The organism is Vibrio sp. 1557 (assembly GCF_033340175.1).
GTDB lineage: Bacteria > Pseudomonadota > Gammaproteobacteria > Enterobacterales > Vibrionaceae > Vibrio > Vibrio alginolyticus.
Genome location: NZ_JAWOVZ010000015.1, coordinates 67,573 through 83,152, shown reverse-complemented (window position 1 = coordinate 83,152; position 15,580 = coordinate 67,573). Strand labels below are relative to the sequence as shown.

Sequence of the window (15,580 nt, the reverse complement as noted above, 5' to 3'; positions counted from 1 at the left end):
TACTGCTAGCACGCCCTACTTGATCAGATATTCAATAAAGGAAGAAGTGAATGTTCAAAAAGCTGTTATCAAGCCCATCGGTTCGCAACTTTGCGCTTTGGGTTAGTACCTTTTTGATGATCACTCCTTCTGTTTCCCTCGCAAACTCTCTAACAAAAACGGATGACTTGGAACCTCGACCAAAGGTGGCGGTTGTGCTCGCTGGTGGCGGAGCGAAAGGGGCGGCACACATTGGGGTTTTAAAAGCATTGGAAGAAATGCAGATCCCTGTCGATATTGTGACCGGTACCAGTATGGGCGCCTATGTGGGTGGGCTCTATGCCACGGGGATGAGTGCTGATGAAATCGAGAGTTTTATCTACACCGTCGATTGGGGCAGCGGTTATCGAGATCGTGTTGACCGTAGCCAACGTCGAGTACGTGACAAAGAGTATGAAGACCGCTATCAAATTAATACCGACCTCGGCTTAAGGTTCGGTGAGGTACGAGCACCAACGGGTGTGGTGCAAGGCCAGAACATGTTGCGAGTATTGCGTGAGACTACAGGGAACTTAGGGCGATTCGATTCTTTTGATGATCTTGCCATTCCTTATCGTTCTGTTGCGACTGATATTCTTGCCCTAGAAGAAGTCGTACTGGGTAATGGTTACCTTGTGGATGCCATGATGGCTAGCATGTCTGTACCAGGAGCACTTCCTCCCTATAAGCTCAATGGTCATATGCTTGTTGATGGCGGCGTCGTCAATAACATGCCTGTCGATGTGGCTCGCGCCATGGGGGCTGATGTCGTTATTGCCGTCGATATTAGCACCGATTACAAAACCGAAGATGAATTTACGGGGCTGTTTACTGTCGCGGATCAACTCTCTAACTATCTCGTTCGTCGTAGTACACAACAGCAAGTGGACGAGCTTGAACCTCAAGATATCTATATTCGTCCCAATGTGGGCACCATGGAAACCGTCGAGTTCGACAAAATGCCTTGGGCTTTTCAAGCTGGGTACGATATTACCAAGCAGTTAAAAGACAAGCTGAAAGAGTTACGCTTGTCCAACGCGGACTATCAAAAATACATCGATCGCAAACAAGAAGTTCGTAAAACTTTGATTTATGGCGATCAGCGTGTGGTTGATGACATTGTGATTGTAAATAACACGCACTACAGCGATGTGCTATTGACGAATCGTATTGAATTAGAAACCGGACGTCGTATTTCAACGGCCGAAATTGAGAAAGCCGTTGAAAACCTCTACGCGTTAGATCGGTTCGAGCTCATCACTTATCACTTTGAAGAGGTGGATGGTGAGACATTGTTGGTTTTTGATGTTAACGAGAAGTCGTGGGGGCCTAATTATCTCAACTTCCGATTTTTTCTTGAAGATGACTTCGATACAGATAGCCAGTACGGCATAGGGATATCAACCAACTTTACCAACTTGAACTCTCATGGCGCGGAGTTGGCGTTCAACGTAGAAATGGGCACAGATAAGCTGATTGAAGCTGAGTTGTATTCCCCTGTTTTATCTAGCCAAGAACTTTTTGTATCGGGGCGTATTTCCTATGGCAGTGAGAGCCGAAACTTACCTTTAACAGAGCCTCAAGCACCAGATTTAGAGTCAGTAAATGATTTTTTTCCGGTCACTTACGATGATTTTACAACAGAGTTAGCGATAGGTATCCAACCCACATTGTGGCAAGAACTTCGATTTGGCGCTCGCTACTCTACCGGAGATATTGAGCTTTCTACTTTGGCTTCTGCTGGTAAATTGGATTTTGAACGTCGTGGACTGTTTGCCAATTATCGTCTAGATACACTTGATGATTTCGCATTTCCGACTCGTGGACTTTTAGTCGATCTCGAATATTTAGTGTCTCATGATCAAAGTCCTCAGGGCGTTAGCCTTTTAGAGACTGACAAAATTATTGAAGATACCGTTTATGAAATCTCTGCACGATTTAAAGGTGCAGTGAGTCATCAGCGTCATACTTTAGTCGGACATGCTGAATATAGTTTTGTAGAGAGTAAAAACTCATCTTTACCGCTTGATCCCAGAGAGTTGGGCGGCTTCTTAAGCCTATCGGGAATCCCAAGAAATAGCCTGATCGGACAGAACTTATTTTTCAGCAGTTTGGTGTACCGATATAAGTGGTTTGATAATGATTTCGGATTGTTTGAAGCTCCAGTCTACCTGGGCGCATCGGTCGAATATGGCGGTGTTTGGTCTGATAATGATCTGAAACTAAACGAAGCGCCGCTTTACAATGCTGGCTCCATCTTCTTTGGTGTTGACTCACCAATAGGACCAATAATGTTGGCATACGGTCGTACCGAGCAAGATTTGGATGCTGTGTATTTGATCGTAGGAACATCGTTTAATTAATCGGGTATGAGAAAGCAAAAACTTGGCATATTTGGTCAAAATTAGCAGAACTTTAGTCGTAAGTTGCTATGTTGGTCAAAATGATAAGATTTTAATTTAAGGTTAAATTTGCTATTATTTTGCCCACAGTTTGGCCTCTACGGCGCTGTTTCTCAATCATAATTGAATGAAAACAAGGGCAATGGAGAGCCAAGTTTCCAAGGATGTTCACTCCTTTACTTTAACAATAGTAATAATAGAGGAGGAACCGCAATGAGAGGAAAAAGTCGTGCTTGAAGCCTACCGTAAACACGTCGAAGAGCGTGCTGCTGAAGGAGTTGTTCCTAAACCGCTAGACGCAGAACAAGTTGCTGGACTTGTAGAACTTCTGAAAAATCCCCCACAAGGTGAAGAAGAAGTCATTCTTGACCTACTTGAAAACCGTATCCCTCCAGGTGTTGATGAAGCTGCTTATGTAAAAGCGGGTTTCCTAACAGCAGTAGCAAAAGGTGAAGTTAAATCACCATTAGTGAGTCGTGAAAAAGCGGCTGAACTGCTAGGCACTATGCAAGGTGGTTACAACATCGAACCGCTAGTTGAGCTATTGGATGATGAAGCACTGGCAGAGATCGCAGTAAAAGCGCTGTCTCATACGCTGCTAATGTTTGATGCTTTCTATGACGTAGAAGAGAAAGCAAAAGCAGGCAATGCGCATGCACAGAAAGTACTTCAATCATGGGCTGATGCGGAGTGGTTCCTTTCTAAGCCTAAGCTTGAAGAAAAAGTCACTCTAACCGTATTTAAAGTAACAGGTGAAACGAACACGGATGACCTTTCACCTGCACCTGACGCTTGGTCTCGTCCTGATATCCCAGTACACGCACTGGCGATGCTTAAAAACGAGCGTGAAGGAATAAACCCTGATCAACCGGGTACTATTGGCCCGATCAAGCAAATTGAAGAGTTAAAAGACAAAGGTCATCAATTGGTTTACGTTGGTGATGTTGTTGGTACTGGCTCTTCACGTAAATCGGCAACCAACTCAGTGCTTTGGTTTATGGGTGATGATATCCCTTACGTTCCAAACAAACGAGCTGGTGGGTATGTGCTTGGTGGCAAAATTGCCCCTATCTTCTTTAACACAATGGAAGATGCTGGCGCACTACCAATTGAAGTTGACGTAACTAAGCTCAACATGGGCGATGTTATCGATGTTTACCCATATGAAGGTAAAGTTTGCAACCACGAAACTGGTGAGGTTCTAGCTGAGTTCTCGCTAAAAACAGAAGTACTGATTGATGAAGTTCGTGCTGGTGGTCGTATCCCATTGATCATCGGTCGTGGTTTGACAGACAAAGCGCGTCAATCGCTAGGTCTTGAGCCTTCGGACGTATTCCGCAAACCTGGTGAAATCGCAGATTCTGGCAAGGGTTACACGCTTGCACAGAAAATGGTTGGTAAAGCATGTGGCGTAGAAGGCATCCGTCCTGGAACCTACTGTGAGCCGAAGATGACGACAGTAGGCTCGCAAGATACTACAGGCCCTATGACTCGTGATGAACTTAAAGACTTGGCGTGTCTCGGCTTCTCTGCTGATCTTGTCATGCAGTCTTTCTGTCACACATCGGCTTATCCAAAACCAGTAGACGTTAACACTCACCATACACTTCCGGACTTTATTATGAACCGCGGTGGTGTATCTCTTCGTCCTGGTGACGGTATTATCCACTCATGGCTAAACCGTATGCTACTACCGGATACTGTCGGTACGGGTGGGGACTCACATACTCGTTTCCCTCTGGGTATTTCATTCCCAGCAGGCTCGGGCTTGGTTGCCTTTGCAGCTGCGACAGGCGTTATGCCGCTAGACATGCCAGAGTCAATCTTGGTTCGTTTTAAAGGTGAAATGCAACCGGGTATTACACTGCGTGATCTTGTTCATGCCATCCCTTACTACGCGATTCAGCAAGGTCTACTAACGGTAGAGAAAGCGGGCAAGATCAACGAATTTTCTGGCCGTATCCTTGAGATTGAAGGCTTAGAAACGCTAACGGTTGAGCAAGCATTTGAGCTTTCTGATGCATCTGCAGAGCGTTCGGCGGCAGGTTGTACTGTGAAATTGTCTCAAGAGTCGATCGAAGAGTACTTAAACTCTAACATCGTGATGCTGAAGTGGATGATCTCTGAAGGCTACGGTGATCGCCGTACTATCGAGCGCCGCATTACTGCAATGCAAGAGTGGCTAGCAAACCCTGAGCTGATGCAAGCAGATAAAGACGCTGAATACGCACATGTGATTGAAATCGATATGGCTGAAATCAATGAGCCAGTACTATGTGCACCGAATGACCCAGATGACGCTCGTTTGTTGTCTGAAGTACAAGGCACAGCGATTGATGAAGTGTTCATCGGTTCTTGTATGACGAACATCGGTCACTTCCGCGCAGCAGGTAAATTGCTTGATAGGTTCAATGGCCAGTTAGCGACGCGCCTTTGGGTAGCGCCACCAACAAAGATGGATAAAGACCAACTGATTGAAGAAGGCTACTACGGTATCTTCGGACGTGCAGGGGTGCGTATTGAAACGCCAGGGTGTTCACTTTGTATGGGTAACCAAGCACGTGTTGCAGATAAATCAACAGTAATGTCGACTTCAACGCGTAACTTCCCGAACCGTCTGGGTACTGGTGCGAATGTTTACCTATCGTCAGCTGAGCTAGCTGCAGTAGGTGCAATCCTAGGTAAGATTCCAACCAAAGAAGAATACCTAGAATACGCGAAGCAAATCGACGCTACGGCAACGGATACGTACCGCTACTTGAACTTCCATAAAATGGATCAATACACCAAGAAAGCGGATGAAGTGATCTTCCAAGAACCGGCATAATCAGAAATGCACAATTCGAAAGCACCTCATATGAGGTGCTTTTTTTATGGGAGCAATTCGCTATACTCGCACCAAATTGATACGAAATAGGCAATCTCGGTGGAATTTGAATTCATTCGTAACACGTTGATGGGCGAGTACTACGTAAAATGTAGCATGGGACATGAGATTGTAGGGCGCTGGTTGCAAGAAGAAATTGGCAAAGATCCGATGAAGATTGCACAGGTTGAAAAGCTAATTGAGCGGTCATTTTCAGCGCCTTCTCAGGAGCATAACCTAACAGGCACGGAAATTAGCTTGATGATTCAGGGCGACGAAGTTCTTGTACAAGAAAACGCATTAGCCCATGAATATGATGTCGAGATGGAAAGTGAGTTCGACTTCTACAATGCAGAAAGTACAGCAAGTTGTGGGATAGAGGATTTCATGACACTTATCGAACAATGGAAAGACTTTTTGAATATTTAATGCACAGTTTTGGGTAACTTCTCTGCCGTTGCTTTAAATTTGTGAAAAGGGCGCACCGATATGGTGCGCTCTTTTTGTTTATAGATATGTAAATTGAGGTTAGCTTTTATTATTCAATGACTTAAAAACTTGGCACGTAGATTGGATTATAAGAAGTGTTTCAGGATGAAAGCTTCGGAGATAACTCAATGAAAATAATCAATGCCATTATTAAGCCGTTTAAATTAGACGATGTACGAGAAGCATTGGCTGATGTCGGTATCGAAGGGATGACAGTATCAGAAGTTAAAGGGTTCGGTCGTCAAAAAGGTCACACGGAATTGTATCGCGGTGCAGAGTATCAAGTTGATTTCCTACCAAAGGTGAAAATTGAAATCGCGACTCACGCAGACAATGTAGATCGTGTTGTTGAAGCAATTACAAAAGCTGCGCAAACCGGAAAAATCGGCGACGGTAAAATTTTTGTTTACGATCTGAACCAAGCGGTGCGTATCCGAACTGGCGAAATGGACGCAGAAGCACTTTAAGAATTCAAAGGATTGGAGATACTTATTATGGAATTAACAACAACAGTAACCGAGTTACGTTACGCACTTGACACCTTTTTCTTCCTCATTTCCGGTGCGTTGGTAATGTGGATGGCAGCAGGCTTTGCGATGCTAGAGGCTGGCCTTGTGCGCTCTAAAAACACAACAGAAATTCTTACGAAGAACATCTGTTTGTACGCCATCGCATGTACGATGTTTCTGATCGTCGGTTATAACATCATGTATGTCGATAATGGAGAAGGAGGCTGGTTACCTTCATTTGGTACGCTAATTGGTACTCAAGGTGAAGGGGCCGACCACTCTTTAGAGTCTGACTTCTTCTTCCAAGTTGTCTTCGTTGCAACTGCCATGTCCGTCGTTTCTGGTGCGGTAGCTGAGCGCATGAAGCTTTGGTCTTTCTTGATTTTCTCTGCGATTTTAACTGCGTTTATCTATCCAATGGAAGGTTACTGGACATGGGGTGGAGGCTTCCTAGCAGAAGCTGGATTTAGTGACTTTGCGGGTTCTGGTATCGTACATATGGCAGGTGCTTCTGCTGCTCTAGCTGGTGTGTTACTGCTTGGCGCGCGTAAGGGTAAGTACGGTAAAAATGGTGAAATTTATCCGATTCCAGGTTCTAACATGCCTTTGGCAACGTTGGGTACTTTTATCCTTTGGTTTGGTTGGTTTGGATTTAACGGTGGTTCTCAGTTGATGGTTTCAGATTTTGAGAATGCTACAGCGGTAGGTCAGATCTTTCTAAACACTAACGCAGCAGCGGCTGCCGGTGCAATTGCGGCGCTATTCGTTTGTAAAACTACTTGGGGTAAAGCCGATTTAACGATGATTCTCAATGGCGCGCTAGCTGGCTTGGTTGCCATCACTGCAGACCCTCTATCGCCATCACCACTGTACGCGGTTGCGATTGGTGCGGTGTCGGGTGCACTAGTAGTATTCAGTATCATTGCTCTAGATAAACTTAAAATTGACGATCCAGTAGGTGCTATCTCAGTTCACGGTGTGTGTGGTTTCTTCGGCCTAATGGTAGTGCCACTGAGCAACGGTGATGCAACGTTTGGTGCACAGCTTTTAGGTGCCGTAGTTATCTTTGCTTGGGTATTTGGTGCCAGCCTAGTTGTGTGGGCAATCTTGAAAGCAACCGTTGGGATTCGCGTTACAGAAGATGAAGAAATGGAAGGTATGGACATGCATGATTGTGGTGTTGGTGCTTACCCAGAGTTTGTTACGGTGAAATAATCATTAGCTTGTAATAAATGGTTACACACTTAACACAATAAAACCTGCTCCGATGAGCAGGTTTTTTAATATTCGTCATTGTCTTCTTATTGAACATACATATAATAACGCAACTGATAAACGTTATCATTAGCATGGTAAAGGATTAAACAATGAAAAAACTGCTAACTCTTTCAGCACTAACTTGCGCTACTCTAGCTCCAACAGCAATGGCTGCTGAAGAAGTGAACGTCTACTCTTACCGTCAACCTTTCCTAGTTGAACCTATGTTCAATGAGTTCACTAAAGAAACTGGTATCAAAGTAAACGTAAAATTTGCTAAAAAAGGCTTAGCAGAAAAGCTAGCTCAAGAAGGTGAGTACAGCCCTGCTGACGTTATTCTTACGACAGACATCAGCCGTCTAGCTGAACTGACAAACAAAGGTTTAGTTCAGAAAGTCGATAGCAAAATCATTGAAGAAAATGTACCTGCTCAATACCAAGATAAAGAGAATGAGTGGTTTGCTCTAACTCTACGTTCTCGTAGCGTTTATTCATCACGTGATCGCGTAGGTAAACTAGGCGCAGATTTCAACTACGCAGACTTAGCTAAGCCAGAGTTCAAAGGTAAAATTTGTACTCGTAGCGGTAAGCACCCGTACAACGTTTCTCTAGTTTCAGCAATGATTGCTCACAATGGCGAAGCAGAAACCAAAGAGTGGTTGGAAGGCGTGAAAGCAAACCTTGCTCGCAAACCACAAGGCAACGATCGTGCACAAGTTAAAGCGATCAAAGAAGGCCTATGTGATGTTTCTCTAGGTAACAGCTACTACCTAGGTAAAATGGTTAACGACAAAGAGCAAAAAGCTTGGGCTGATGCAGTTTACATCAACTTCCCTAACCAAGAGACTACAGGCACTCACGTGAATATCTCTGGTATGGCGATGGCGAAGTACTCTCCAAACAAAGACAATGCTGTGAAGCTAATGGAATTCCTAACGGGTGACAAAGCGCAGCAAATGTACGCAGAAGTTAACTATGAGTACCCAGTTAAAGAAGGCGTGAAGCGTTCTGAGCTTGTGGAATCTTGGGGTGACTTTAAAGCAGACAAGCTTTCTCTAGACGATATTGCAGCCAACCACGAAGCGGCAATTAAGCTATTAGACGAAGTGAAATTTGACCTTTAATTCCTTGTGGGGGTATAACAGTACCCCCATTTGATTAAAGGATATGAGATGTATTTGCAACAGCATTTGTATTTCATACAGCCTTGCAGTAATTAGGCGATGAAAGATAAACACTCTTTATGGAAAACCAGTAGTGGGGTAATAACTCTGCTACTGGTTTTGCCGATCTTAGCGATCTTCTACACCGCAATTGGTGAAACGGATGATTTGTTTGCTCATTTAATGGCAACAGTCATGCCGACTTATATTTTTAACACGGTTGCGCTAACTGTTGGCGTAATGGTGCTGTCCTTAATTCTTGGTATTCCAAGCGCTTGGATAATGGCCATGTGTAAACTGCCGACCGAAAAATGGTTGCAGTGGGCATTGGTGCTACCTCTTGCGATGCCAGGTTATATCATTGGTTATATTTTTACGGATTGGTTTGATTTTGCTGGTCCAATTCAAATCTTTTTGCGTGATGTAACCGGATGGGGACCTGGCGAGTATTGGTTCCCTGACATTCGTACGTTGCCTGGCGCGACCTTTGTGTTAGCTTTGGTGTTGTATCCTTACGTGTATTTATTGTGCCGGGCTGCGTTTATGGAGCAAAATGTCTCTTTATTGCAAAGCGCGCGTTTGCTCAAGTGCTCTCCATGGGAAAGCTTTTGGCGCATCTCGATGCCGTTAGTAAGACCCTCTATCGCAGTGGGTTTATCATTGGTCGCAATGGAGACCATCGGTGACTTTGGTACGGTAAGTTACTTCGCGGTGAATACGTTAACCACAGCGGTCTACGATACTTGGTTGGGGTACTCTAATCTTAATGCGGCAGCCAAGATCTCTGCCATGATGCTCGTCATTGTAGTACTGCTTCTTAGTGCCGAACGATACAGCCGCCGTAAACAAAAGCTTTTTCAAAGCCAATTTAACAGTCACGAAGATTTTCGTTACGAGTTGACGGGCTGGAAAAAGTGGACCGCACTGGTTTGGTGTTGGGGCTTGGTTTCAGTCGCTTTTATTTTGCCGCTACTACAGCTGATTGATTATGCGATCACTTATTTTGCGCAGAGTTGGACCTCAGAGTTTCGTGAATACGCATGGAATAGCTTAGTTGTGTCTGTTATTGCTGCGATTATTGGTGTTGCTGTCGCACTGATCGTTAACTTTACCCATCGAGTCAGTGGTAAACGAGAAAGCTTGGCATTTATGCGTCTTTCTTCTATGGGCTATGCAGTACCAGGAACGGTACTAGCCATCGGTGTGATGGTCGCTGTGCTGTTTATGGATCATCGTGTCAACGATGTTGCTAAAGCCATGGAGTGGGGAAGGCCGGGACTTATCTTTTCTGGTTCCATGTTCGCACTAGTATTTGCCATGGTTGTGCGCTTTTCCGCGGTAGCGATTGGTAGTATCGAAAGTAATTTAAATAAAATTTCTCCGTCGTTAGATATGGCATCGCGCACTATGGGTTGTAAGCCCAATGCCATGCTGTGGCGCGTGCACTTTCCGCTGGTTAAGCGCGGTGCACTGATTGCGGCTTTATTAGTGTTTATCGAGTCGATGAAAGAGCTTAATGCGGCTTTGTTACTTCGTCCGTTTAACTTTGAAACACTAGCCACATACGTTTATAACTTCGCCTCGGATGAGCATTTAGAATTGGCCGCTTTGCCAGCGGTTCTGTTGGTTCTTGTTGGGTTGATCCCGCTTGTTGTTGTTAACCGTTCACTGGAGCAAAATCACTGATGAGCTGTGCATTATCAATTAAAAACCTAACGTGCCAATATGACGATCAAACTGTACTCGAATCATTGTCTCTTGAGGTAGAACAAGGGCAGATTGTCTGTTTGCTAGGAGCCAGTGGCTGTGGGAAAACAACACTATTAAAGGCCGTTGCGGGATTATTGCCGTTAACGTCAGGCGAAATGAGTCTAAATTGCGTCACAATTGATGATGGGGAAAACTGGTTGCCGCCAGAACAGCGTAATATCGGGATGATTTTCCAAGATTACGCACTTTTTCCTCACTTGACGGTGGAGCAAAACATTGCCTTTGGCTTAAAGCAGTGCTCGACAAAAGAGAAAAATGCCAAAGTTCAAGAGATGTTAGAACTCGTGCATCTTCAAGGTTATGGCGATCGTTATCCTCATCAATTGTCTGGTGGACAGCAGCAGCGTGTTGCGATTGCTCGCTCATTAGCTTACAGCCCAGACTTATTGTTACTTGATGAACCGTTTTCTAATATTGATACGCAAGTTCGCCATGAGTTGATAAGTGAGATCCGTAAGATTTTTAAGGCCCAAGGTGTGACTGCCATTTTTGTTACGCATAGCCGTGAAGAGGCTTTTGCTTTCGCCGATAAAATGGCAGTGATGAACAATGGAGTCATCGAGCAATATGGCACAGCATCTGAGCTTTACTACCAGCCTTCAAGTAAATTTGTCGCTGATTTCTTAGGTGGTGGCAGTTACCTTGCTGCTAAACGGGTTTCGAATTCAGAATATGAAACCCACTTGGGCGTGGTTGAAGCCACGGCTCAACAAGATATTCCAGTACAGGCGGAGTGCTCTTTACTGCTAAGACCGCAGCATGTGCAAATTCAATCCGATGAAGATAGTTCGGTAACCGTATTGGAACAGCATTTTATGGGTGATCACTGCCGTTATGTGATTAACGCGAATGGTGACCGTTTGTTAGCTACAGCTTCGCAAGCATTAAATATAGGTGAGTCCGTCGCGGTGAAAATTGAAACGCAAGGCGTCCTGGCATTTGCTTAACGCTCCTGAGTATCTTTTCTATCTCGTTTACGACTTCCCAACATACAATAAAAAAGCCCGGCTGTGGAGCCGGGCAAGTGCTCTTCTCCTGTTGATGAGCGCCTTTTCAGACAGCGTTGACTCTCATCATAGTGCTCGAAGCGGGCACAAGGTTCAGTTATAAAGACAAGAAGTCTTTAAACTGTTGAAGAACACGTTCCGCAGTGTCCTTATCTTGCATCTCTGCAAAAATTCGTAGCAGTGGCTCAGTGCCAGAGAAGCGAGCGATGATCCAACCGCCGTTCTTGAAGTAGACTTTCGCACCATCTTCATAGCTGACTTTTTCGATTTCAAACTCAAACTCAGGCAACTGCTTTTCAACATAAATCTTGTTGAACAGTACGTCTTTTTGCGCTGGTTTGAACTTGCAATCGCCTTCTGCCATGTAGGCATAGCCGTACTTGCCGTAGATTTCATCCAGCAACTCAGACAGCTTCTTGCCGGTTACTGAAATCATTTCTACCAATAGGCTTGATGCGAATACGCCGTCTTTACCTTTGATGTGGCCGCGAATGGTTAGGCCACCAGAGCTTTCCCCGCCAATCAGTGAGTCATCCGCTTCCATTTGGGAGCTGATGTGCTTAAAGCCTACAGGAACCTCAAAGCATTTCTCGCCATGATCTTCGGCGACTTTATCGAGAAGGTGGGTGGTTGCGATGTTACGTACCACGGAGCCTTTCCAGCCTTTGTATTCAAGTAGGTAGTAGTAAAGCAGCAGTAGCACTTCATTTGGATGAATGAAGTTACCTTTTTCGTCGATAATACCAAGACGGTCCGCATCGCCATCAGTACCGATGCCAATATCGTAACCTTGCTCTTTCACTAGGTGCATCAAACGGTAGAGTGTTGCAGCGCTTGGCGAAGGCATTAACCCACCGAAGTCTGGGTTTTTGCCATCGTTAATCACATCAACGTCACAGCGGCCGTTGATTAATACGGTTTGCAGTGCGTTTTTCGCGACACCAAACATTGGGTCGATCAAAACACGTAAATTCGCCTTCTTGATCGCTTCGATGTCGATAAAGTCGATGATTGAGTCAACGAATTCGTTCATCGGATTGATGATTTCAATCAGCTTATCTTCAACCGCTTGTTCAAAGTCGACGCTTTTTACATCTTGCGCAGTGAGCGCGTCTATTTGTGATTCGATTTTTTGGGTGATGATTTCATCTGCGTCACGACCACCTTCAATGAAGACTTTAATGCCGTTGTAATCGGCAGGGTTGTGTGATGCGGTAATACATGCCGAGTATGCGCAGCCCATTTCTTTCGCTTTAAACATTACGATAGGTGTTGGGACAAATTTGTCGATAAAGCTAACCATAATGCCGTTTGCTGCTAGAACTTCAGCGAACCAACGACCTGCTTTATCGGAAAGAAAACGACGGTCATAGCCAATCACAAAACCGCGATCAGCAACCGATTCGTTATTCGTGATGTTTGCAACTGCTTGGGCAACCAAGCGTACGTTATCTTTGGTGAACTCCTCACCAATAAATGCACGCCAACCGCCTGTACCAAATTTGATCATGATTCGATCCTCGATAAGAGCGGCATCCCACCGCGTCTTAAATCTTTGCTAGCGAACCGATGCACTTCTCAAACTCAAGTGCATCGGATAAATCAAAAGGGGAAAAGCTCTCCCCCAAAAGATGATTAACCTAGAGTAACGATAACTTCGTTTACTGAACCTTCCGCTTGAACTGGTACAGAGGCACCATTCACCGCTTCACCGTTCACAGTAATCGACTTAACGCCTTTGCTTACTGAGTCTGGGTTAACGACTTTGATGTTGTACGTTGCACCTAGCCATTGACGAGTCACTTCGAAACCAGGCCAGTTCGTTGGGATACATGGATCGATAGTTAGGCCATCGAAGCCTGTACGCACACCAAGGATAAAGTTGGTAACAGCGAAGTAAGCCCAGCCAGATGTACCTGTTAACCATGGGTGGTTTGCACGACCGTGGTCTTGGTGGTCACGACCCATGATGAACTGCACATAGGAGTACGGTTCTGCGATACGTTTTTCGATGATGTCGTTCTGGTTGTATGGGTTTAGTGCATCGTAGAACTTCATTGCACGATCACCACGACCCAGTTTCGCTTCAGCTACCCAAGCCCATGGGTTTGGATGCGAGAAGATCGCCCCGTTCTCTTTTACGCCTTGGTAAACACGAGTTACGAAGCCGATATCATCATTCGGTGTTGCAAAAGATGGTGAGTTTAGGTGAAGGCCGTATTCAGAGAATAGGTTCTCATCGACAGCGTCCATCGCTTTTTCGCCGCGCTCTTGAGATACCGCACCAGAAAGTACCGCAAGTGTGTTTGACTCTAGGTGTACTCGGCCTTCCGCTTGTTGCGCAGTACCGATCTTGTCGCCATTCTTCGTCAGACCACGGATGTACCAACCGCCTTCGTCATCCCAAAGGTGGGTTTCACACGCTTCACGAACGTTTGCTGCCATCACCGTGTATTTTTCAACGTCGGCTTCCTTACCTAGGTATTTCGCTAGGTCGATGAACTCCTGCAGTGCCCAGAAATGTAGGAACGACACCATTGAAGATTCGCCACCACCTAGGTTCAGACAGTCGTTCCAGTCTGCACGCAGACCTTTACAGATACCGGTTTGACCTACGTATTCAGCCGAGAAGTCTAGTGCGGCTTTCATGTGGTCATAAACCGTTGCATCGCCACCGTCGGCGTAAGGGATCACTTCGTCAAAGAAGCTGTGCTCACCGGTTTCCATCACGTACTTACAGATGGTTGGAACTAGCCATAGGTGGTCATCAGAACAGGTGTCTTCGATGCCGTGAATCTTGTCTTCATCAGACGGTGTTGGAACCACGGTTGGGGATTTCGATGGTTTAACGTCAGCTTTTTCTGGATCGAACCAATCTGGATCAAATAGGTGTAGACCGTAGCCCGCTTTTACTTGGCCGCGCAGTAGGTCAACGATACGTTTGCGCGTCATTGCAGGGTTAGCGTGAGGAACTGAGATTGCATCTTGCGCTGTATCGCGGTAACCAAGACCAGTACGACCACCCACTTCGATGAATGAAGCAAAGCGAGACCACACCACACAAGTTTCTGCTTGGTACAGTGTCCAAGCGTTGATCATGGTATCTAGACCTTCGTTTGGTGATTTCACTTGGAACTTGCCACAGCGCTCATCCCAGTGTGTTTTGATACCCGCAAATGCGTTGTCGACTTCTGCAAGGTCTTGGTACTTAGCACGTAGACGCTCACCGTTGCCTTTACCGATACCTAGAATGTAAGCAAAGCGAACTTCTTCACCCGGCTGAATAGTAAATTGCTTATGCAAAGAGCCACAGTGGTTGTAACACGTTTGTGCTGTATTGAAACACTTACCTTGTTCTACCGCTAACGGGTTTGCTTCGTCACGGTATAGGCCTAGGAAGCTGTCACGTTGGCCGTCGTATGAATCTGGGTCAAATGTTGAAGCTAGGTAGTAGAAGCCTTCGAAATCGTTGGTGTTGTAGTACAGGTCGTACTCGATCACGCCTTCGTTGTAAGCCGTACCTGCCGAGTACAGAGACATCTGATGGTTTTGGTTATCAGATTGAATGTGGCTGAATGAGAACTCAACAAATGAGAATGCACTGATCGTACGTGGTTTGTCAGAGGTGTTTTTAATCACTACATCCCAGATTTCAGCGTCTTCGCCTTTTGGTACGAATAGCGTCTTTTCAGCTTCAATACCGTTGTACTCACACTTAAATTTAGAGTAAGACAAGCCGTGACGAACTTCGTAGTTTGCTTCGTCTAGGCTCTTCGCAACTGGTTGCCAAGAGATTGACCAGTAATCACCTGTCTCATCATCACGCAAGTAAACGTAGTGTCCTGGGCGATCGAATGTCGCATTTGGACGGAATTTAGTAACACGGTTGTATTCTGGAGAGTTGTAGAACGAGTAGCCACCCGCGTTGTGCGAGATAACCGTACAGAACTTCTCAGTACCTAGGTAGTTGGTCCATGGTGCTGGTACGTCAGGGCGAGTGATGACGTATTCGCGATTCTCGTTATCGAAATAGCCGTATTTCATTTGTGTCTTTCCTTTTTACGAAGCTGCATCAGCAGCCAAAATTTAAAAACTCTTC

At 45.4% G+C, this 15,580-nt stretch carries 10 protein-coding genes; 8 read left to right on the top strand and 2 right to left on the bottom strand.

Going from position 1 to position 15,580, the window contains the following annotated elements:
- Positions 1-50 precede the first annotated feature (50 nt).
- From R7070_RS16980 to R7070_RS16945, 8 genes are all read left to right on the top strand, one after another.
- Positions 51-2,381, top strand: a complete 2,331-nt coding sequence (locus tag R7070_RS16980; protein ID WP_047102650.1) for a patatin-like phospholipase family protein — start codon at positions 51-53, stop codon at positions 2,379-2,381.
- A 268-nt stretch (positions 2,382-2,649) separates the two neighbouring features.
- Positions 2,650-5,247, top strand: coding sequence for a bifunctional aconitate hydratase 2/2-methylisocitrate dehydratase (gene acnB, locus R7070_RS16975; protein ID WP_318141259.1), 2,598 nt, complete (start codon positions 2,650-2,652; stop codon positions 5,245-5,247).
- Positions 5,248-5,346: 99 nt separating this feature from the next.
- Positions 5,347-5,715 (top strand): YacL family protein, encoded by a 369-nt coding sequence (locus tag R7070_RS16970; protein WP_025768192.1) that lies wholly within the window; start codon positions 5,347-5,349, stop codon positions 5,713-5,715.
- A gap of 188 nt (positions 5,716-5,903) precedes the next feature.
- Positions 5,904-6,242 (top strand): P-II family nitrogen regulator, encoded by a 339-nt coding sequence (locus R7070_RS16965; RefSeq protein ID WP_005386570.1) that lies wholly within the window; start codon positions 5,904-5,906, stop codon positions 6,240-6,242.
- 27 nt (positions 6,243-6,269) lie between these two features.
- Positions 6,270-7,499: an ammonium transporter gene (locus tag R7070_RS16960; protein ID WP_005386568.1), complete on the top strand. Its 1,230-nt coding sequence runs from the start codon at positions 6,270-6,272 to the stop codon at positions 7,497-7,499.
- Between the two features lie 152 nt (positions 7,500-7,651).
- A complete protein-coding gene (locus R7070_RS16955) occupies positions 7,652-8,665 on the top strand; it encodes a Fe(3+) ABC transporter substrate-binding protein (protein WP_005386566.1) in 1,014 nt (337 codons plus the stop codon).
- Between the two features lie 99 nt (positions 8,666-8,764).
- Positions 8,765-10,390, top strand: coding sequence for an ABC transporter permease (locus R7070_RS16950; RefSeq protein WP_025768193.1), 1,626 nt, complete (start codon positions 8,765-8,767; stop codon positions 10,388-10,390).
- Positions 10,390-11,421 (top strand): ABC transporter ATP-binding protein, encoded by a 1,032-nt coding sequence (locus R7070_RS16945; RefSeq protein ID WP_005380055.1) that lies wholly within the window; start codon positions 10,390-10,392, stop codon positions 11,419-11,421. Before R7070_RS16950 ends, R7070_RS16945 begins: the two co-directional genes overlap by 1 nt.
- Positions 11,422-11,578: 157 nt before the next feature.
- Here R7070_RS16945 and R7070_RS16940 read toward each other — a convergent pair whose 3' ends face one another.
- The gene (locus R7070_RS16940) at positions 11,579-12,991 is read right to left on the bottom strand and encodes a phosphoglucomutase/phosphomannomutase family protein (RefSeq protein WP_256900264.1); all 1,413 of its coding nucleotides are present in this window, start codon (positions 12,989-12,991) and stop codon (positions 11,579-11,581) included.
- 125 nt (positions 12,992-13,116) lie between these two features.
- Positions 13,117-15,525 carry a GH36-type glycosyl hydrolase domain-containing protein gene (locus R7070_RS16935; protein WP_170893985.1) on the bottom strand — a complete coding sequence of 803 codons (2,409 nt, stop codon included), beginning with the start codon at positions 15,523-15,525 and terminating at the stop codon, positions 13,117-13,119.
- Between the last annotated feature and the right edge of the window lie 55 nt (positions 15,526-15,580).

Coding starts and splice junctions, on each gene's coding strand:
- R7070_RS16980 (WP_047102650.1), top strand. CDS start 51: ATGTTCAAAAAGCTGTTATCAAGCCCATCGGTTCGCAACTTTGCGCTT.
- R7070_RS16945 (WP_005380055.1), top strand. CDS start 10,390: ATGAGCTGTGCATTATCAATTAAAAACCTAACGTGCCAATATGACGAT.
- R7070_RS16965 (WP_005386570.1), top strand. CDS start 5,904: ATGAAAATAATCAATGCCATTATTAAGCCGTTTAAATTAGACGATGTA.
- R7070_RS16960 (WP_005386568.1), top strand. CDS start 6,270: ATGGAATTAACAACAACAGTAACCGAGTTACGTTACGCACTTGACACC.
- R7070_RS16935 (WP_170893985.1), bottom strand. CDS start 15,525: ATGAAATACGGCTATTTCGATAACGAGAATCGCGAATACGTCATCACT.
- R7070_RS16955 (WP_005386566.1), top strand. CDS start 7,652: ATGAAAAAACTGCTAACTCTTTCAGCACTAACTTGCGCTACTCTAGCT.
- R7070_RS16950 (WP_025768193.1), top strand. CDS start 8,765: ATGAAAGATAAACACTCTTTATGGAAAACCAGTAGTGGGGTAATAACT.
- R7070_RS16940 (WP_256900264.1), bottom strand. CDS start 12,991: ATGATCAAATTTGGTACAGGCGGTTGGCGTGCATTTATTGGTGAGGAG.